Source organism: Paenibacillus dendritiformis (genome assembly GCF_945605565.1).
Taxonomy (GTDB): Bacteria; Bacillota; Bacilli; order Paenibacillales; family Paenibacillaceae; genus Paenibacillus_B; species Paenibacillus_B dendritiformis_A.
This window is the reverse complement of sequence record NZ_OX216966.1, coordinates 5,923,526-5,943,649: the sequence shown is the minus strand read 5'-3', so window position 1 is coordinate 5,943,649 and position 20,124 is coordinate 5,923,526. Positions and strand designations below refer to the sequence as shown.

17 protein-coding genes are annotated in these 20,124 nt (G+C 53.3%); 15 read left to right on the top strand and 2 right to left on the bottom strand.

The genetic code is table 11. From position 1 onward, the window contains the following. Positions 1–185 precede the first annotated feature (185 nt). The 7 genes from NNL35_RS26695 (at position 186) to NNL35_RS26665 (ending at position 9,716) form a co-directional block, all read left to right on the top strand. On the top strand, positions 186–2,513 hold the full coding sequence (locus NNL35_RS26695; protein ID WP_006679209.1) for a helix-turn-helix domain-containing protein: 2,328 nt from the start codon (positions 186–188) through the stop codon (positions 2,511–2,513). Positions 2,514–2,847: 334 nt separating this feature from the next. Then, positions 2,848–4,269, top strand: coding sequence for a PTS system trehalose-specific EIIBC component (gene treP / locus NNL35_RS26690; RefSeq protein WP_006679208.1), 1,422 nt, complete (start codon positions 2,848–2,850; stop codon positions 4,267–4,269). Between the two features lie 75 nt (positions 4,270–4,344). Continuing rightward, complete coding sequence (gene treC, locus NNL35_RS26685; protein WP_006679207.1) at positions 4,345–6,033, top strand: alpha,alpha-phosphotrehalase; 1,689 nt, start codon at positions 4,345–4,347, stop codon at positions 6,031–6,033. Between the two features lie 135 nt (positions 6,034–6,168). Beyond that, positions 6,169–6,903 (top strand): trehalose operon repressor, encoded by a 735-nt coding sequence (gene treR / locus NNL35_RS26680; RefSeq protein ID WP_006679206.1) that lies wholly within the window; start codon positions 6,169–6,171, stop codon positions 6,901–6,903. 530 nt (positions 6,904–7,433) lie between these two features. Further along, entirely contained in the window at positions 7,434–7,754 is a 321-nt protein-coding gene (locus NNL35_RS26675) for a transposase (RefSeq protein ID WP_040734339.1), read from the top strand. Between the two features lie 11 nt (positions 7,755–7,765). After that, positions 7,766–8,686 (top strand): IS3 family transposase, encoded by a 921-nt coding sequence (locus NNL35_RS26670; RefSeq protein ID WP_276540154.1) that lies wholly within the window; start codon positions 7,766–7,768, stop codon positions 8,684–8,686. Positions 8,687–9,344: 658 nt separating this feature from the next. After that, on the top strand, positions 9,345–9,716 hold the full coding sequence (locus tag NNL35_RS26665) for a DUF488 domain-containing protein (protein WP_254553900.1): 372 nt from the start codon (positions 9,345–9,347) through the stop codon (positions 9,714–9,716). 65 nt (positions 9,717–9,781) lie between these two features. Here NNL35_RS26665 and NNL35_RS26660 read toward each other — a convergent pair whose 3' ends face one another. Further along, entirely contained in the window at positions 9,782–10,972 is a 1,191-nt protein-coding gene (locus tag NNL35_RS26660) for an MFS transporter (protein WP_254553899.1), read from the bottom strand. Positions 10,973–11,351: 379 nt separating this feature from the next. On the opposite strand from NNL35_RS26660, the gene NNL35_RS26655 reads away from it, so the two are divergent. From NNL35_RS26655 to NNL35_RS26640, 4 genes are all read left to right on the top strand, one after another. Beyond that, on the top strand, positions 11,352–11,852 hold the full coding sequence (locus tag NNL35_RS26655) for an RNA polymerase sigma factor (protein WP_254553898.1): 501 nt from the start codon (positions 11,352–11,354) through the stop codon (positions 11,850–11,852). A gap of 2 nt (positions 11,853–11,854) precedes the next feature. After that, positions 11,855–13,744, top strand: coding sequence for a TolB family protein (locus tag NNL35_RS26650; protein ID WP_254553897.1), 1,890 nt, complete (start codon positions 11,855–11,857; stop codon positions 13,742–13,744). A 129-nt stretch (positions 13,745–13,873) separates the two neighbouring features. Then, positions 13,874–14,863: an Rpn family recombination-promoting nuclease/putative transposase gene (locus NNL35_RS26645; protein ID WP_338111515.1), complete on the top strand. Its 990-nt coding sequence runs from the start codon at positions 13,874–13,876 to the stop codon at positions 14,861–14,863. A 191-nt stretch (positions 14,864–15,054) separates the two neighbouring features. Then, positions 15,055–16,335, top strand: a complete 1,281-nt coding sequence (locus tag NNL35_RS26640; RefSeq protein ID WP_254553895.1) for a Gfo/Idh/MocA family protein — start codon at positions 15,055–15,057, stop codon at positions 16,333–16,335. 96 nt (positions 16,336–16,431) lie between these two features. Here NNL35_RS26640 and NNL35_RS26635 read toward each other — a convergent pair whose 3' ends face one another. Next, a complete protein-coding gene (locus tag NNL35_RS26635) occupies positions 16,432–17,157 on the bottom strand; it encodes a L,D-transpeptidase family protein (protein ID WP_254553894.1) in 726 nt (241 codons plus the stop codon). A 103-nt stretch (positions 17,158–17,260) separates the two neighbouring features. On the opposite strand from NNL35_RS26635, the gene NNL35_RS26630 reads away from it, so the two are divergent. The 4 genes from NNL35_RS26630 to NNL35_RS26610 all read left to right on the top strand — a co-directional run bounded on the left by NNL35_RS26630 (position 17,261) and on the right by NNL35_RS26610 (position 20,108). Then, positions 17,261–17,824: an AAA family ATPase gene (locus NNL35_RS26630; protein WP_254553893.1), complete on the top strand. Its 564-nt coding sequence runs from the start codon at positions 17,261–17,263 to the stop codon at positions 17,822–17,824. A 43-nt stretch (positions 17,825–17,867) separates the two neighbouring features. Continuing rightward, positions 17,868–18,068, top strand: a complete 201-nt coding sequence (locus NNL35_RS26625; protein ID WP_133379551.1) for a DUF4177 domain-containing protein — start codon at positions 17,868–17,870, stop codon at positions 18,066–18,068. 58 nt (positions 18,069–18,126) lie between these two features. Next, positions 18,127–19,260 (top strand): GNAT family N-acetyltransferase, encoded by a 1,134-nt coding sequence (locus NNL35_RS30570; RefSeq protein ID WP_338111514.1) that lies wholly within the window; start codon positions 18,127–18,129, stop codon positions 19,258–19,260. 224 nt (positions 19,261–19,484) lie between these two features. Further along, the gene (locus NNL35_RS26610) at positions 19,485–20,108 is read left to right on the top strand and encodes a M23 family metallopeptidase (RefSeq protein WP_254553892.1); all 624 of its coding nucleotides are present in this window, start codon (positions 19,485–19,487) and stop codon (positions 20,106–20,108) included. Positions 20,109–20,124 lie beyond the last annotated feature (16 nt).

Genomic DNA, 20,124 nt, shown 5'->3' with positions numbered 1-20,124 from the left:
TGCTATTTTATCAACGCCGATGCCGAAATCGCGGATTGTCAAGCGACTGCCGGGTGTGTATGCTGTACGCACGGGCTGCACGATTGACTGCCAAAGGGTAAGACGCATCCGTCTTCCTTTGGCAGTCGCCGCATGAATCGGATACGAGCGGTTCTGGATGACTAGAGCTGGAGGAGGGCGGGGGCATGAGGTTGTGGAGCCGCAGGGTCAAGTCCAGGTTTTATAACTATTTCTTTTCTTATATGCTGCTCGTCGTCATTATTCTGATGATTATGGGCGGGATCGTCTATCAGGGCTTCGTCGCGACGCTGGGGGATGAGATTCGGGACAGCACGGTCGCCCGGCTGACGCAGATTAAGGACATTATGGATGCGAAAGTGAACGAGATGAACCGGATGGCGCTTCAGATCTCCTCCAACTCCGAGCTGACGCCGTTCATGGTGGAGGAGAACGGCTACGCCCTGTACCGGACCGTGTCCGAACTCAAAAAATACAAATCAACCAACTCCTTCATCTATGACGTGATGCTGTACTATCCTTCCCAGCATCCCGACCGGCTGTATGCGGCCAGCGGGACGTACGATGCAGACGCGTTTTTTGAATCCGTTTACAAATTCGACAACTACCGGCTGAAAGACCTGGACAAGACGCTGGAGAGCTTGGAAATCCCCGTGCTTCAAGCGCTGCAGACGACCGTCATGAAGGGAGCCCCGCCGCTGCAAAGATATGTCTATATCGAACCGCTGTCACATAATCGGGACGAGCGCTACGGGGCGGTGCTGTTCTTCATCGAGGAGACCAGCATCCGGACGATTATGCAGCAAGCGCTTCAGGATTACTATGGCTTCACCTACATCGTCAGCGAGCAGCAGGAGCCGCTCTACCGGCTCGAGAACCCCGGAACGCGAGCGGCGGAATCCGCCGTGTGGACCGCGGTTCGGAACGCGGCCGCGGCGGAGGCGGATGATACGCTCCAGAGCGTGTCCATCGAGGGACATCCGTATTCCATCGTGCGCATGCAATCCGACCACAACTATTGGTCCTATATTACCGTCATGCCGACCGATCAATTCATGAGCCAGGTTCAGAAGAGCAAGCGGTGGTTCGAATATACGGTTGGGGCCGTATTTGTCATCGGACTGATCATTGCCTTCTCCTTCTCGGTGAACAATTACCGCCCGCTGCAGCGGCTGGTGAAGAAGCTGGAGCCGCATCATTCGCTGCAGGCCGCGGCCGCGGGAGCGGATGAATATGACCTCATCTCCCGAGCGGTCGGAGAGATGGAGGCCCAGAAGGAAGGCCTGCTCCATCAGTTGAAGAGCCAGGCGAGTGAACTGAAGGAGCAGATCATTCTCTCGCTGCTGCATGGCCGCATGATGAGCGGACCATGGGAGGAGCGGCTGGCGCTCGCATCGATGCGCTTCGAGCACGAGCAGGCGGTCGTCCTTCTGTTCCATATCGATGACTATGCCGGGTTCCAGCGGCTTCACTCGGCATCGACCCAGCATCTGCTCAAGTACAGTCTGGTGAAAATGCTGGAGGAGCTCTCGGAGGAGATAGGGATTGGCTATAGCGTGGAGCTGCCGGACAACCGGACCTTCGCCCTGCTGCTCAATCTGGACGAGGCGGCGATAGAGAGCGGGCAGCCGGTCAGGCTGGCCGAGAAGCTGCGGCAGTTCCTCAGCCATTACTGGCAACTGTCGGTCACAGTCGGCATCGGCTCCTGCTGCGAGGACATCGCCCTCGCGCACGGCTCCTTCCTCGAAGCGAGCCAGGCGGTGCGCTACCGCTTCATCAAGGGCGGGGGACGAATCATCAGCTATGAAGATGTTCAGCCGAACGGACAGAGCCCGTACTGGCAGGCGCTCGAGCAGGAGCGGGAGCTGGTGCTGGCGCTGAGGCAGGCGCGGGGAGACGACGCGCGGCATATCGTCGCCGCCATGCTGCAGGATATCGCGGAACGGCATATCCCGCTCCGGGCAGCCGAGCTGATCTGCTTCAATCTGGTGAACACGCTGATTAAGACGCTGATGGAGCTCGGCATAGAATCGGATGACCGCTTCCGCGACCTGATTAACGCCCTGGCGACGGAAGAGGTTGAGACGATGGAGGCGCTGGAGGCCTCGATCGCCCGCTTGTGCCAGGAACTGTGCGTCTATATGGAACAGCAGACCGCGGCCAAGGGCGCCGGCCTCGCCGACAAACTCCGCGACTACGTCGCCAAGCATTACCGGGACAACGGCCTCTCGCTGGAGAGCATCGCGCAGCAGTTCTCGCTCTCGCCTTCCTATGTCACGCGTGTGTTCAAGGACAGCACCGGCCATACGCTGATGCGCTATATCGACACGCTGCGGATGGAGAAGGTGAAGGAATTGCTGAAGCATACCGATGTTCCGCTGCGAGATATTATGAGCGAGGTCGGCTACAACGACCCGACGAATTTTATCCGCAAGTTCAAGAAGAGCGAGGGCCTAACCCCGATCCAGTACCGGAACGCGGTACGGGAAGGATGACCGGCGAAAGACGACCAGCTTCCAGCTTCCCATAGCGGAAGCTTTTTTTGGAGCCGGACTCCTACTCGGCGGTTGACCAACATGTATATACATGATATCATTTCTCTGTAATTTGTATATACAGGCTTTGCGGAAAAAAGAGATTGTAAGCGTTACTAGGGGGATAGATGAGATGATGTAGGTGAAAAATGGAAGACAGAGCGAGGCAAGGGAAGTGAAATGATTCACGTAAGATCGCGGATGCGATAACGATGAAAAAACGTTGCTCCAATTGGACAGTTGGATATTTTTTCAGCAATATATACCGCATCATAGAGTTTTGGAGGAGCTAGCGATGGCAATAAAGAGAAAGTCCGTGGAACAGATTATTGAGGCTGTTGGAGGCTCGGACAATATTTCAGATGTTATACACTGCATTACCAGACTGCGATTTTCCTTGAGGGATGAGGGGAAAGTCAATAAAGAAGCACTGGACAAGAACGATTTAGTGAAAGGAAGCTTTTCCACAAATGGTCAATTTCAGGTTGTCATTGGCCAGGGACTCGTGGATAAAGTGCACAAGGAATTGGTGCAAATCGCAGGGATGGCGGGGACTTCCACGCCCGCTCCGGCACAGGGGACGGCGCCAGTCGGCGAAGCGAAAAAAATAAATCCGCTGCAACGATTCGTGAAGGTGCTGGGAGATATTTTTATTCCGCTTCTTCCCGCCATTGTCACATCCGGTTTGCTGCTTGGACTCAATAATTTGCTGGTGGGACCGGGCATTTTTTACGCGGAAAAGTCGTTGATTGAAGTTTATCCGGCCTGGGAAGGATTTGCCGACATTGTCAGCTTGATTGCGAGCACGGCATTTACCTTTTTGCCGGGATTGATTGGATGGTCCGCGGTGAAGCGCTTCGGCGGGAGCCCGCTCCTCGGCATTGTGTTAGGGTTGATGCTCATTCACCCGAGTCTCTCCTCTGCAAGCGACGCGTTAAGCAGCGGGGACATTCCTCGCTGGGATTTGTTTGGATTGTCTATCAATAAAATCGGTTATCAGGGACAAGTCATACCTGTCCTGCTCTCATCCTTTTTGCTTGCCCGAATCGAACTCTTGTTAAGAAAACGCATTCCTGACTCGATTCAATTGCTGCTGGTGGCGCCCATCGCGCTGCTGGTCACCGGTTTTATTACCTTTGCGGTTATCGGGCCGATTACGTTTCACATTGGCAACGCCATTAGCGATGCCGTCGTCGCGATGTTCCATCATTTCGGCTGGCTGGCAGGGTTTATCTATGCCGGAATTGGCGCATTGCTTGTCATGACGGGGATGCACCATACGTTCCTGGCGCTTGATTTGCAGCTGATTTCGAGTATCGGCACAACCTACCTGTGGCCGGTGATTGTTATGTCCAATATCGCGCAAGGAGCGGCGGCGCTTGCGATGATGTTCGCCAGCAAAGACGACAAATTGCGAGGGACGGCGCTTACCTCGGGCATTTCCGCCTTCCTGGGCGTGACGGAACCTGCGATGTTCGGCGTGAATATACGCTTTAAGTTTCCTTTTATCAGCGCTATGATCGGCGCGGCTTGTGCGGGAATGCTGGTCGCCTGGAAGCATGTCACGGCTTCTTCGATCGGAATTGGCGGAATTCCGGCATTTTTGTCTATCTTCACTGACTTTTGGGGCATTTACTTTATAGCTATGGGCATCGCCGTTGCCGTCCCGTTTGTGCTGACCCTTCTGTTTGCCAAAGTAAAAGGAACCGGAAAGTAAGAGACAGGCAAGAATGGGCGTGTGCGCGGGAATTCATGCAGGCCTTTGAGCGGATTACAGTAGAGGAGTGTAACGATGCAAGAACCTTGGTGGAAAAGAGCGGCCGTCTATCAAATCTATCCGAAAAGTTTTCTGGATACGACAGGCAACGGTCTTGGAGATATTAACGGGATTATGGCCCAATTGGATTATCTTCGCGACCTGGGCGTGGATGTGATCTGGTTAACCCCGATTTATGCATCGCCGGAAAAAGATAATGGCTATGATATTAGCGATTATTACGCGGTTAACCCGCAGTATGGAACGATGGAGGACTTCGACAAGCTATTAGACGAAGCTCACCGCAGAGGGATTAAGGTGATCATGGACATTGTGGTGAACCACACCTCGACGGAGCATCCGTGGTTTCAACAGTCCTGCTCTTCCCTCGATAATCCATACCGGGATTACTATATATGGAGAGAACCGAACAACGGACAGGAACCGAACAATTGGCAGTCGAAATTCGGCGGAAGCGCCTGGAAATACGATGAAAAGACGAAGCAGTATTATTTGCATCTTTTTGATGTCACGCAGGCGGATCTCAACTGGGAAAACACCGACGTGCGCCAGGAAGTCTATCAAATGATGAATTTTTGGCTCGCCAAAGGAGTCGATGGGTTCCGCTTGGATGTCATTAATTTAATTTCGAAAGATCAGAATTTCCCGAATGACAGCGGTGAAAACGCACAGGCGGACGGACGGAAATATTATACCGACGGGCCACGCGTTCATGAATATTTGCATGAAATGAATCAAGAGGTCTTTGCCAACCGGGAAACGATGACCGTGGGGGAAATGTCTTCCACTTCGATCGAGGAATGCATCAAGTATACGAATCCCGAGCGGCAGGAATTAAATATGACCTTTAACTTCCACCATCTCAAGGTCGATTATCCGGGTGGCGAGAAATGGGCGAAAGCCGAGTTTGATTTTATCAAATTGAAGCAAATCTTGTCGGAATGGCAAATTCGAATGCATGATGGCGAAGGCTGGAACGCGCTGTTCTGGTGTAACCATGATCAGCCGCGCATTGTATCGAGATTCGGCGACAGCGGCAAGTATCGCGTAGAATCGGCGAAAATGCTCGGTACAACGATCCACATGCTGCAAGGGACGCCTTATATATACCAAGGTGAAGAAATCGGAATGACGAATCCGGAATTTGATCAGATTGCGGATTACCGTGATGTCGAATCCCTCAATATGTACAACCTAATGCGCGAACAGGGAAAAAGCCATGACACGATCATGGACATATTGAAGCAGAAATCCCGCGATAATTCGAGAACGCCGATGCAATGGAATCGCAGCGCCCACGGGGGATTCACGAAGGGCACGCCTTGGATACAAGCGGCTCCGAATTATCCGGACATCAACGTAGAAGCTGCGCTACAAGATCAGGACTCGATTTTTTATCATTATCAAAAACTAATCCAACTGCGCAAACAATATGACATTATCACCTATGGAGATTATCGGCTGCTGCTTGCGGACCATGAACAGATATTCGCTTATGCGCGACAATGGCAAAATGAAACGCTTCTCGTCGTCAATAACTTTTATCGCGAACCGGTTACGCTCACAGCCGACGAGATCGGAATGTCACCTGAGCACGGGAAAAGCGAGATTTTACTATCCAATTATGCCGATTCACCGGAAGAATTCCGGGCTCTTCAACTGCGGCCTTACGAATCCATCGTTTATTATTGGACGGGAGAGTAAGACCAGTCCGACGCAAGCTTGTGCTTTTACAGGACGCACACAGATCGCCCAAGCACGTCATCCGTTGATTCATGGAATAAAAGGGTATATGCTAATAATAATGAATATGCTATTGGAGAAATGGTGAGAAATGGAATGAGAAACAATAAATTTTCCGGGATTTATTATGATCTCGCCACAAAAATTCAATCAGGCGAAATGAAATCCAATAGTTTGCTGCCCTCGGAGCATGAATTAGCCAAGATGTACGATGCTTCTCGCGAGACGATTCGCAAGGCGTTGAACCAATTGTCGCAGAACGGCTATATCCACAAGGTAAGAGGAAAAGGCTCTGTCGTCCTGGATATCGAGAAATTCAACTTTCCCATTTCGGGGCTGGTCAGCTTCAAGGAGATCGCTAACCGGTCAAGGAAGGAATGGCGTACGATTGTACACGAATTGGTCCTTGCCAAGCCGGATAGCTTTATTCAGAAGCAGCTTAAAATTAACAATAAAGCGGAAGTATGGAAAATTGTCCGTTCGAGAGAAATCGCCGGCGAGCGGATTATTTTAGATATCGATTATGTGAACAAAGAGTTTGTCCCCACGATTACAAAAGATATTGTGGAGCATTCGCTATACGCGTATTTCGAGTCGCAGCTGGGACTTGTCATCAGCTTCGCCAAAAAAGAAATCACGGTGGAGCAGGCGACCGAGGCCGATCGGGAATACATGGATTTAGGCGAACACACGTATGTCGTTGTCGTCAGGAACCATGTCTACTTGAATGATGCCGCCTTGTTGCAGTATACCGAGTCGAGGCATCGGCCCGATAAATTCAGGTTTGTTGATTTCGCCAGACGCGAAAATATCGGTTTGCCGTTCAAGTGATCGGCAGGCAGTTCCATGTATGCAGGGGTTGTCCCATAAGTAGTTTTTAGCTGCACGGAGACAACCCCGCTTGCTTCTCACAACACGACTTGCCAAAAATTACTGCGAAATTACAGTTTTCTCTGGTGAAGTTTCCACCGTTAAAGGAATTCCTGCAATACCGCAGGCTGGTGGACACGCTCTGTTTTTTACGAAGGGGTGGAGATTATGCATATTTCTACTCAAAACTTGGCACGCAGAGCGTTTTAAGTCGATTTTTTCTACTGAGAGACGAGATCCGCCCTATAAAAAATGAAGCGGCCCAAATTCCCATAGACTTCTTAACGGCCTGATTTTACGGGATCCAAGAGACCGCGTCGGATACTGGAGGCATTATTGCCTTTAGGAGGCATCGTTCCCTTCGGGAGGCATCATGGCCTCCTGGGGCTTGTACGTGTGGAGGGAATTGCTGCTATTTCTCCTAGGCCCCCTAATTAAACTGGAGCTCTTGGCCCCAATATTATAAGCTGTTATCAGAGGGGGCAATAAGTATGGGAAAGCACTTTAGCAAAGAAATACGCTTGGAAATCGTAAAGGAAGCACTGGCCGGCATTAAGGTGGGAACTCTCGCCCGAATGTACGGTGTACATCCGGAGACTGTACGTGTTTGGGTTAGAGACCACCGTGACGAAATTAGTCAAGAGGAGATACCTGCAGCAGACGAGCATCTTCAAGAACTCCGTCGACTTCAAGAGGTGGAGGCCAAGTTTGAACAGGCAAAAAAGCTCCTGGGTGAAAAAGAACTTGAGATCGAAATCCTGCGAGAACTCGTAAAAAAGAAGAACCCCGCTTATCTGAAAGACTTGAAGTAGCAGAATCGTTTATTAAGCGGGGGCATGCAACAGCTAAGGTTCTGCGTATCCTGAAAGTTCACGAATCGACGTACTATGGCCGGAAGAAACGAGAGGCATGCAACACCGAAGAACGTGCTTCATGCGGCCTAAAAGGGCGTCCTGTACCTGGATTTTCCTCTACGAACACGGGCCGGAAAGTTGCAGATGAACAGATTAAAGAATGGATGCTCGAACTCCTGGAAGGAGAAGAGCACGTGTATGGGTACAAGAATTTGGCGCTGTGCCTCCGCAGACAACGTGGCTTGATCCTAAACAAGAAAAAGGCGTACCGCATTTGCAAGGAGTTAGGAATTCTTCAGAAACAACGAAAGAAAACAAGCAAACATCCTCGCAGAGTACCGAGAAACCGAACGGTAACCGGGGTGAACCAGCTATGGCAAATTGACATTAAATATGGGTACGTGGTTGGGCGTCAGCGATTCTTTTTCGTACTCAGTATCATCGACGTATTTGACCGCGTCGTCGTCGGACAATACCGGGGTTCCGTGTGTGAGGCCAAGCACGTCGTGCAGACCCTATGCCGTGCGCTGCAAGAACGTCTGAATCCCGGCGATGACTTACCTACCATCCGCACCGACAACGGGCCTCAGTTTGTCAGCAAGCTGTTTGGTGATACGTGCGAGAGTCTGGAGATCGTCCATGAACGGATCCCGCCGCGTAGCCCGAATATGAACGCGTACATTGAGTCATTTCATAGCATACTCGAACGTGATCTGTTCAGCCTGACGGAATTTATGACATTTGAAGAGGCCTATGAAGCACTTGATCGTTATATGGATTTCTACAACAACCGCAGAATGCATGGTAGCCTAAAGAGCATGTCACCATCGCAATTCTCGAAGTGGGTCATGACGCTGGAAGACCGATCAAAATATCATCGGGCCATGTAATTACGCGAAATAGGAAGCAATTCTAAGAACGCATATTTTTTGGTGGGCAGGACTCCGGATATAGGGGGCCTAGCCGATTTTACAGGAATTTCGGCTCAACGAGTCCACATTTCAAGGAATTGCTGCACAGTTGCATCATTTTAGGCCCTTTTGAGCGAAGTGGAAGAGAAACGGGTGAAATTGCTGCCGTTTTGCAGGATTCCCCTTCTGGTGAAGTCGTCCCTACAGAATTGCTGTATTTCTGCAGGATTTTGCCAGCTGAATCAACATGTCTTGAGAAACCGTGCCGTTTGGAGGACTTCGCCTATCGGATAGACATTTCATTTTGCAGCTTTCAGGCACTCGATCAGAACAAATTTTTCTACTGAGAGACAAGTCCTGATGAAGTGCCCCAAAATCCTCTGGACTTTCTCGACAGCCTGCACATATGCAGAAATTCGCTGCTTCCTCCTCATTCGCCGCTCGTCCCGCGGCCGTCTCCATACCCCACATTCGTCACATCTCCCCGTTGTCCCGCCTCTGCAATTCGCCGCTCGTCCCGTCTTGCCCCTCCTCATTTTTCATCCCTTTTATTGGTTTGATAACGAAGCTGGCAACAAGTATCAGGACTGGATTATAAGTTCAGCCCGATTAGGTTCGGACAGGGAGGAAGTTGGTCATGCATACATTCAAAACCAAACGGATCTACGAGCAGGCAGACCGCAGCGACGGCATCCGCGTACTGGTGGATCGGATCTGGCCACGAGGAGTGTCCAAGGAACACGCGCATCTGACGGCGTGGATGAAAGACATTGCTCCAAGCGCCGAACTGCGCAAATGGTTCAACCATATTCCTTCGAAATTCCCGGAATTCCAGCGCCGGTATGAAGCCGAATTGACGAGTGCGGCGCTGCAGGACGATATCTGGCAATTGATATCCTGGGTACAGGAGAGCGATGTGACGCTGCTGTATGCCGCCAAAGATGAGCAGCATAATCAGGCGGTCGTCCTGCAGCGGTTTTTGACCGATCGAATGCCGATGATGAACTAAAGCTGTTGTATCCGGCAGCCGGCTCACCGCCCGCCCGCGGACTTCGGCCCTCCTTTTTCCATGGGTTACATGGTGAGCTGCTGCCGGTTCAGCCTCCGATCTGTATACAGCACCTTGATCATCAGCCCCATCGAGGCGGCGATGAGCAGCGACGGAATCCAGAAAATCGTTGGCGACACCCCTTCGATCAGGAGCGGCAGGAAGTATCCGATCAAGGAAGCGGTTTGCGAGATGAACACATAAAGACTGGCCCCGAAGCCCGCCCGATGGATGAACATGCGCTGCACATAGCCCATCCCGACGCCGTACAGCACCGAGACGAAGAAGGAATAGAGCGGCTGCACCAGGAAAAAGACAGGCAGCGATCCGCTCATGCTGTACGTCAAATACGTCACAAGCGCGAAGGCGCTGCCGAGCAGCAGAATCCGCTTGCTGCCGTATTTGGCCGCCCAGTAGCCGGCCATCGTCATGAACAACAGCTCGAAGACGGCCTGTGTGCTCCAGATGTAGGACATGAGCCGGGGATCGCCGAACAACTCGTGCACGACGAGCGGAAGATACAAGCCCCGGATCGCGTCCGCACAGGAGAGCAGCAGAATGGCGAACAGCATGATGAGCGAGAACGGCTCCCCTGTGCTGGACTGCTTCGCCGTCAGCGGCGAGGCCGTAATCTCCCGGTAGAACAGCAGCAGCAGGAACAAGGCGGCGTAGCCCGCCAGATTGCCCCAGAGGACGCCCTGGAACGTGGCAGCCAGATACAGATTGGCGCCGAGCAGCAGGCCGGTGAAGAAGCCGACGCTGTATGTGGCGCGCAGCCAGATCTGCGCAATCTCGACGACGTCGGGCGCGAGGCGCGTGAAGTGATTGCGCGCCATCGCGAACAATTGCCCCATAATCATGCCCGAAGGCGCGGTGGCGAGCGCCATCCCGACGAGGGCCGTGGCGTAGCCGTCTGCATTCATATAGATAAGCAGGCCGCCGATGCACAGCAGGGACGCGATCATCGGAATCGTCTTCTTCCGCTTGATGCGGTCGCTCACGATGCCGACCGTAATCGTCAGCACCATATTGAGGAAGAGCGAGATGGCGAAGATCGAGACGATTTCGATTTTGCCCAACTGCACCGACTCCTGCAGATAGACAGCATTCATCGGAGCGAGAATCCCGGTTCCGATTCCGTACAGGAAGAGGGTAAGCACGAGCAGCCAAGCCCCCGGAATTTTGACAAACACGTTGAAATCATGCCATATACGCATGGGAGAGAAACTCCTTCCTGGAAGCGCTTTTAGAGGTAGTTCAAAAAGTCCGCTTTTGATCACGAAGCGAGTCAGGAAGTAACTCAGCATCGAATCTTGCATTCTCTCTCGAAGTCCGCTGCTCATGTATTCTTGGATACACTGCGCTGCTCCTTCTTCGAGTTCAAGCAACCTTCTCGGTGCTGAAAACCGGCCTTTTGAACCTTTATTGAGTGAGACTTCACCTACCATTATGCGGCCAATCTTGGGCGAACGACAAGGATTTATTTTACAGGCCCGTGGACGAATCGGTATCATTGGGAAAATTTTTTGTGCAATCATGATACAAAAAAGGGGGCTCCATCGTTACTTCTCATGACGAGGGAAAGGAAGTGAGAGGGTGGACGCGTTTTTAGAGTTATATGACCGCTATTTTGAGGATCTATACCGCTATGTTCTCTTCCGGGTCGGCAACCGATGGGATGCGGACGATCTGGTCAGCGATATTTTCCGCAAGGCCTTAGAATACAGCCGCAAGCATGAAGGGGCGATCCCGGAATATGATCGGGCCTGGCTGTTCGCGATTGCGCACAACCGGATAATCGACCACTACCGGCGGAAGACGGAGAAAGCCTACGGCATCGATCCGGAGCGGGGCGGCTACGAGCATATCCGGGAGATGTTCCGGGAGGCGTCGGTGCAGAACGACTGCCTGGAGGAGGCGCTGCTCCAACTGAAGCAGGAGGAGCGGGAGATGGTGCATCTGAAGTATATGGTCGGCTTCGCCTATCAGGAGATGAGCCGGATGCTGGGCAAGACGGAAGGCTGGCTGCGGACGCGCGTGCACCGGATACGGAAGAAGCTTGCAGTCGATATCGATCGCTGCCTGGAGGAGGGGTGACCATGCCTGAACGGAATCCGAAGTGGGTGGATGATTTGAAAAAAGTTCATGACCAGTTGGAAGTCGATGAGACGTTCAAGGCGGAACTGCGGCGGTCCCTCGTCGAGGAGGGAAGGCAGAACCGGGAGATGAACCGCCCGGGAGGTAAGCGGAAGCGGGGATATTGGGCATGGGGCGCTGCCGCGGCGGTCATCGCAGCGGCCGTTCTGCTCTGGAATCTGCTCGCCGATCAGGCCGTGCCGCGCGTGTATGCGGCCGATCTCCGGCTGAAGCTGCAATTCAATACGGTGCAGCAGCTCGGGCAAGAGCCGAGCATAGCGGCGGCGATAGACAAGGACACGATCTATTATGCGGTGCCGGGACAGGGGGTCTATCGGCAGCAAGGGCTCACCTATGAACGGATCGTGACGGGGGATGTCTCGGCGATTGCGCTCTCTCCGGACGGGAAGCGGCTCGCTTATATCACGGAGCATGAGCTTCATATCTGGGATGCGGATACGAAGCGGACGAAGCTGGCCGTAGAGGCGCCAGTCCCGCTAAGTCAGCCAGCCTGGTCGCATGACGGGGAGCTGCTTGCCTATGTACGGCATGATCCGGCTACGGACACGGTCTGGGAGGCGCAGCTGGCATCCGGGGAACAACGCTATTTGGCGAAGGGCAGCTCGCCTTCCTATTACCCGGATGGAGAGCAGATCCTGTATGCGAAGCAGCAGCAGATCTTTACGCTCGATCTGGCCTCCGGCACGGAGAAGTTGTGGGGCGAGGGACAGTCGCCGGTTATCTCTCCGGACGGCAGCTATGTGCTCTATGTCCGGAAGAGCGGCGGCGAACTGAAGCTGGAGGATGCCTGGCTCGCCGATCTCGATCGCCAGACCGAGCAGCAGATTACGCGCAACCGCCCGATGGACGCCTGGGAGCACGGCGAACCGAAGGAAGGAGCGTTCCAGCCGTCGTATCGGCTGGAGAGTCTCGCCTGGAGCGCCGACGGCCAGAGCATCGCGATGTATCAGGTCACCGAGACGAACAGTACAAGGAGGCAGCTTGTCCGTTATGCGTTGGCGGCGCAGGAGGCCAAGCCGGAAGAGGTGGTGGGCCAGGCGATAGAGGCGCTCATCTACCGGGATGAACGGCATGCGCATCAGTTTTTCAGCTATGATCCAGGGTATCTGAAGGGGACGTCCCCGCGTCAGGTTGGCTATACGATTGTAAATAAAGCGGCCGAATCGGACGGGAAAATGATCGTAACCGCCAAGATCGACTACTCTTATCAGGATCCGTACTATAAGGTGGAGACGTATCGGTTCACGCTGACAAGAGGAAGCGACGGATATCGGATCGACGAGATGGAAGAGGTCGACAGCATCCGTATCACGGAATGGGGCGGCGAGATGGTGACGACGATGGAAGACGAACAACGCGATCAATTGATTTTCCGTCCTGATCAGGTGCCGGTTGACAGCGGCTGGACGAATGCCGGCCTCGGGAATCTCGTCTACCGCGAGTCGGACAGCGGCCGTCACATCTGGTTCCTCCTCAAGCAGCAGCAGGAGGAGCGCAGCCGGCTGCGCCTGATGCGCTATGATTGGGATCAAGGGACGTTCCAGCCTTTGGGGATCCTCGATGGGGCAAGTCAGTCCGCGATGATGATCGTGGACGACGCGAAGCAATGGGCGGCGATGGAGGTTGAGCGAGAAGGAGACATGTACGATATTGCGGTGCTGCCGCTAACGGAAGGGGACTCCGTTCCGGTCTATTTGTCCGCAAAGCTGCATGGGCCGGCTCCCTATCAGAATCTCGGCATTCGTTTGTGGAAGGGAAGCACCCTGAGCTTCTACGTGGAATGGGAAGGGCGCGATGTGTTCTTTGATTACGCCCCAACACCTAATATGTGATATACTGGAAATAAGCCGCTTGAGATAACGACTTTTGAAGTAAAGATCATAGCTGAATGACAACCGCGAAGCACGCGTTGTCCGCGTCTCCTTATAACCAGGAGCTGTGGATAGCGCGTGCTTTTTTACATGTTTGGATTCGCATGGAAAGAGAAGTCAAATATGATACAATGGGGAGGAAATCAGGTGAGAGCCGCCAATTTGCAGCAAACGGAAAGACTTAACCCGAAAAATGATTTTTTGTTCAAACGGTTGTTTGGTGAAGAAGAAGGCAAACCGCTTCTAATAAGCTTGCTCAATGCGATACTCCGACGTGAAGGCGCTCGGCAGATCACCGATGTGTCTATTCTGGAAGATACGAAGCTCGCCCGTGAATTAGTAGAAGATAAGGAAGCCGTTCTCGACATTTTATGTGAAGTGGATGGCCGGGAAAAAGTGAATGTCGAAATGCAAGTGCGCCGCTTTGTGCGGATGGATTACCGGAGCCTGTTCTATGTGGGCAAGCTGCTGACCGAGTCGCTTCACTATGGCGAACCTTATGACCGTTTGCAGCGCTCTATTGGAATCAATATTCTCGACCACTACTATCTTCCGCTGAAAAAATATCACAACACCTTTCATTTATATGAGGATGAAGAGCGTCACTATATGCTGACAGATATTTTGGAGCTCCATTTTATCGAATGCCCGAAATTCCGGCAGCTGCCCTTTGACATCCATGATCCGCTGCATCGCTGGCTGCGGTTTTTGGAACAGAAAGCAACAGCCGAACAATTGGAGGAGTTGATGATGGTGGATAAGGTATTCAACGAAGCCGAAGATCGTCTAGCCCGCTTGGCGAGCGACGCGGAGACGCGCCGCCGCTATGCCCTGCGGGAAAAGGCCTTGCATGATCATGCCAGCCTGCTTCACGATGCGCGTACGGCCGGGTTCCAGGAAGGGATCGAGCAAGGGATTGAGCAAGGTATTGAAAAAGGAATCTATCAAACGGCAGTAAATATGCTGAAGGAAGGGATGGAGGCGGCCTTTATCAGCCGCATCACAGGGCTTGATGCCGCTCAGCTTGAACGGGTGAAGCAAACGATGATGCGGGAGCCTAAGTCGAAAGGAACGGTCTAACGGGACGCCCCGGCAGTTGGGGCAGCTGGTGCATGCGCTTACGCAACGAAGTTCAGCGGCAGGCTGTTTGTGCAAATATTTCGGAAGATAATTATAGTACCGATCCGAATCATTTGTTATGGTAGAGATACTTCAACCGAAGTTCCATACCAATTGACAACGCAGATAGCCTGCAAAGAGGTGTTGACCCAATGAGTATCAAGGCAATCTTGCTCGGGGCAGGAGTCCGGGGCGCCGAAGTATATGCCAAGCATGCGCTGCAGTACCCGGAAGAACTGGAATTCGTCGCCGTCGCGGAGCCGGATGCGGAGAAACGTGAGGCGTTTGCGCGCTCGCATCATATCGATGCCGGGCAAGCGTATGAAGATTGGCGGGAAGTGTTAGAACGGCCGCGGTTTGCCGATGCGGTGTTGATTTGCACGCAGGATCGGATGCACTACGAAGCCGCAATGGCAGCTCTGGAGCAAGGTTACCATGTGCTGCTGGAGAAGCCGATGTCGCCTTCTCCGACCGAATGCATTGAGATTGAAGCCGCCGCCCGCCGCAATCAGCGGGTGCTGACCATATGCTATGTTCTCCGGTATACGCCGTTCTGGTCGGGAATCCGTCAAGTCATCGAGGAGGGCGGTATCGGGAAGGTTGTGAATATCCAGCTGCGCGAAAATATCGGCTTCGGCCATATGGCGCACAGCTATGTGCGGGGCCCATGGCGCAATACGGCGGAGTCGAGCCCGCTTGTGCTGGCGAAGTCATGCCACGATCTGGACATCATCCTGTGGCTGATGAACCAGGATTGCAGAAGGCTGACGTCATTCGGTTCCCTCTTTCATTTCAAAAAGGAAAATATGCCGGAGGGCGCAACCGAATATTGTACAGACGGCTGCATTCACGTGGACAAATGCTGCTACTCCGATTTGCGTTTTTATTTGGGAGAAGGACGCCGCCGCGCGCTGCACTTTACGCAGGACGGATCGGACGAGAGCATCCGGGAGACGATCCGGAGTACGCCTTTTGGCCGCTGCGTCTACCAATGCGATAACGACGTTGTCGACCATCAAGTCATCAACATGGAATTCGTCAACGGAGCGACCGCTTCATTCACGCTGTCAGCCTTCACGCATGACAGCACGCGCACCGTTCATATCTCGGGAACGCGCGGGGAGATTCGGGGCAATATGACCGATCAGGCCTTTACCGTCTACGACTTTGTCAGCGGGACGGCGCGGGATGTTCGGGTTCATGATGAAGGCAGCGAAGGCTGCACCCAGATGATGCGGGAGTTCTGCCAGCTTGCCGCCGAACCGGACAACCCCCATACGATCGAATCCCTGCGCGGCTCCCTGCAGAGCCATATGATGGCGTTCGCGGCGGAGGAATCCCGGTTGAGCCAGGGCATGCCGGTCGAGATTCAGGAGATGATCATGCGTTATCGGTTATCCTCTGCCAAAGCATTGGCTTCTGCGGGAGTATAACGGCAGACCATATGCGGCCTGCACGGGGGCCCAAGCAGGGAAGAAGGAATGGACTAAGGCAGCGCTGTTGCGCTTGCTCCGGTCGATTCCTTCTTTTTACTCGTACAGCCCCAGTTCCTCATAGACTCGAATGGTTACGACTCCGTCCTGGGGCAATTGCCGGTCGCGCTGGAACCGCTTGACCGCATAGGTTGTATCCGCGCGGAACTTCCCGTTGCAGACGCCCTTGAAGTAGCCCGCGCTTTTCAACCGGGACTGGATCAACTGCACATCTCCGCCTACGTCGCCTTCGGCTACGACTCTCGGATCATGCTTCAGCCCGCCCAACACATGCCCGTGAATCGTCACCTTCGTGCCGACCGGAACGAGCTCGAACAGCTCGATGACATCCCGATTGCGCATCCGGACGCAGCCGTGGCTCAGATGCTGCCCGATGGAATAAGGCTTGTTCGTCCCGTGAATGCCGTAATATCCCCACGGGACATTTAATCCGAGCCAGCGGGGACCGAAGGAAGGCCCCCAATCCTTTCCTTTATATACAATCTTGTATTCTCCGGCAGGAGTAGGGGTAGCCGGATTGCCGACGGCGACAGTATACGTCTTGAATTTTTCACCTTGTGCCCGTACGATCAGCTTATGACGTTCCGGATAAATATCTATCGAATATAAGCCTTGGTCGGCGACAATCGGAAGCGGATCCTCCGGCTGGGAGGAATCCGCATAAGCAGAGATATGATGTATCCCCGCAGTCAGACTCAGAAGGACGACCGCCATAGCAATAATAAGGGCCCGATATCGATAGCTTGGTACTGAATGCTTCATTTCTGCCTCCACCGCATCAACTGATCCAAGTCGTTGGAGGTAGTGTATCCAGATGTTTCATTATCATTCAGCAGATAACCATTCCCTACGCAGGAGGTTTATGATGAACCCGAATCCGATTGCTGTACCGACGCATCCAAGCCTATTCCTCATTACAGGCATTATGGCATCAGGCAAATCTACGGTCGCACAGATGCTTGCCGAACGGTTCGAGCGAGGCGTTCATGTCCGCGGCGACATCTTCCGCCGCATGATCGTGAGCGGCCGGGAAGAGATGCTTCCCGAGCCATCGGACGAAGCGCTCCGTCAGCTTCATCTGCGCTACCGCATGGCGGCTGCGGCTGCTGATGCTTACATCGAGGCGGGATTCAGCACGGTTGTGCAGGATGTCATCGTCGGTCCCGAATTAAGCACATTTATTGAATTCGTCAATACGCGGCCGTTATATGTGGTCGTGCTCTGCCCGCGGGCGGAAGTCGTGGCGGCAAGGGAGTCGTCCCGCTCCAAGCAAGGCTATGGCATATGGACCGTGGAAGCGCTCGATCGCATTCTGCGCCAGGATTCGCCTCAGGTCGGCATGTGGCTGGATACGTCCGACCTGACGCCGGAAGAGACGGTCCGGGAGATCGAGCGGCGGGCATGGACAGAAGCGATCGTCCGGACGTAAGATAGAATGGAGTGAAGATTGCTAGCCCCAAGGAGGAGAAAGTATGGAACAATGGGAATATAAGACGCTCAAGATTAAAACTGGAGGATTTCTGGGAGGAAAGGTTGACGAACAGGAATTCGAGGAGGAACTGAACCGGCTCGGACTGGACGGATGGGAGCTGGTGTCCTGCTTCGATACGAGTCTGAGTCAAGGCCAATCGCGGGACGTGATCGCGGTCTGCAAGCGGAGGAAGGGAAGATGACCCATGTTCGAGAGCGGTAAGCTGGCGGGTTCGAAGGCTGCAGGCTGCCGATGCTTCCTTGCTCGTCCGCTGGCTGTCGGATCCGGAGGTTCTCCGTTATTACGAAGGCCGGGATCGCCCGCATGACATGGAGATGGTAAGGAAGCATTTCTATGACCGGCAGGAGGAGATAACACCTTGCATTATTCTGTACGAGGGACAGGCGATCGGATATCTCCAGTTCTACCCGCTGTCGCATGAGGATCAAGCCCAATACGGCATCAAGGCACCGATGAACCGTGTGTTCGGCATGGATCAATTTATCGGGGAGACCGCCTATTGGGGCAGGGGCATCGGCACGAAGCTGATTAAGACGATGGTGAATTACTTGATCGCGCAACATCAAGCGGTCCGGATCATGATGGATCCGCAGACGTGGAATGAGCGCGCGCTCCATGTATATGAGATATGCGGCTTCCGCAAGCTGGCCCTGCTGCCGAAGCATGAATACCATGAGGGCGAGATGCGCGATTGCTGGCTTATTGCATATGATATGCAGGACGGAGCGCGAACCCCAATGCAGAAGAGCAAGCCGGAAGACATAGAGTATATTGACACGTTTACGGACGCCATGAAGCCGGCCGGCGTGAGGACAAGAGATGAGGTTCATGCCGAGGGGCTATGGCATCAGACGTTCCACTGCTGGGTGTGGATGGAGGAGCAGGGTACGGCCTATCTGTTGTTGCAGCGCAGATATGTACATAAGAAGGATTATCCTGGCATGCTGGATATTACGTCGGCAGGCCATCTGGAAGCGGGGGAGACGCCGCAGGACGGCGTGCGGGAGCTGCGCGAGGAGTTGGGCATCGAACCGGAACCGGGGAGGCTGGTTTATGCCGGCGTAATCGCCGACTCCATCTTGCAGCCGGACATGATCGATAATGAGTTCTGCCATGTCTTTTTCTATCGGCATAATGGAGCAATCTCCGATTTTCGCCTGCAGGAAGATGAGGTCGACTCCATCGTCCGGCTCGAAGCGGAAGCATTCCGCAAGCTTTGCCTCGGCGAAGCGGACTCCGCTCCCGCAGAGGAGTTCAGTCGGGGACATGGCGAACGCGGGACGGGGATCAAGCTGACAATGACCGATATCGTCCCCCATGAGCCGGCTTATTTTACGTTTATTCTGCATCATTTGCAGAATCTTATCGAATAGACATCGTCATCAATAACCGTTACAGCGGAAAAATTCTCGCTTCGCTCACGGCAGACTGTCCATATGGCGGTCTGTTTTTTTATGGGGCTGTGACATCGTCGTGGTTCTGTCCGAACACCAAATGTTAATAATTACATATATTTACAAGCGGAAAAATTATGTTATGGTTAAAGTGTATTTACCTAAAAAAGGGGATGATTGGAGTAATGAAGAGGTTGGTAACGATGTTATCCGTAGTTGCTTTATGCATTGCCTCGCTCTCCACGATTGCTTCCGCTAACAGTAAATACACCTGGCCCGTACCTGACTCCACGCGAATCACCCAAGGCTTCAAAAGCAGCACGCACAAAGGAATCGACATTGGGGCGAAGAAGGCCGGCGTTGCCGGCGATCGGATCGTCGCCTTCTATGGCGGTACCGTAGCCCGATCAGGCTGGTCCAACAGCTATGGCTGGGTCGTCTACGTTCATCATGTCATCAACAGGGCCAACTATCAATCCCGCTACGCTCATATGAATAAGACGCCTGCCGTGTCTTCCAACCAGAAGGTAGGAAAAGGGGCCACGCTCGGGTATATGGGTAAGACGGGAGATGCGACGGGAGTTCACCTTCATTTCGAGACAAGAAAATGTACGGGCGTTTGCAAAACAGACAATTCCTCCAATCCGGTCAATCCCATCACGAATTTCTTTCCTGAACATGCCGGCAAAGTCCCGAAATCAATTGAGCTTGGAGAGACAGACCCGGAGCATGTCAATGATTTGCTGGATGACATCTTCTATAGTGTGGAGGAGATTCTGAACATGACCGCTGACGAGCGGTTATCGAAGGGAATTCCGCTAGAATAGCGATACGCTATGGAAC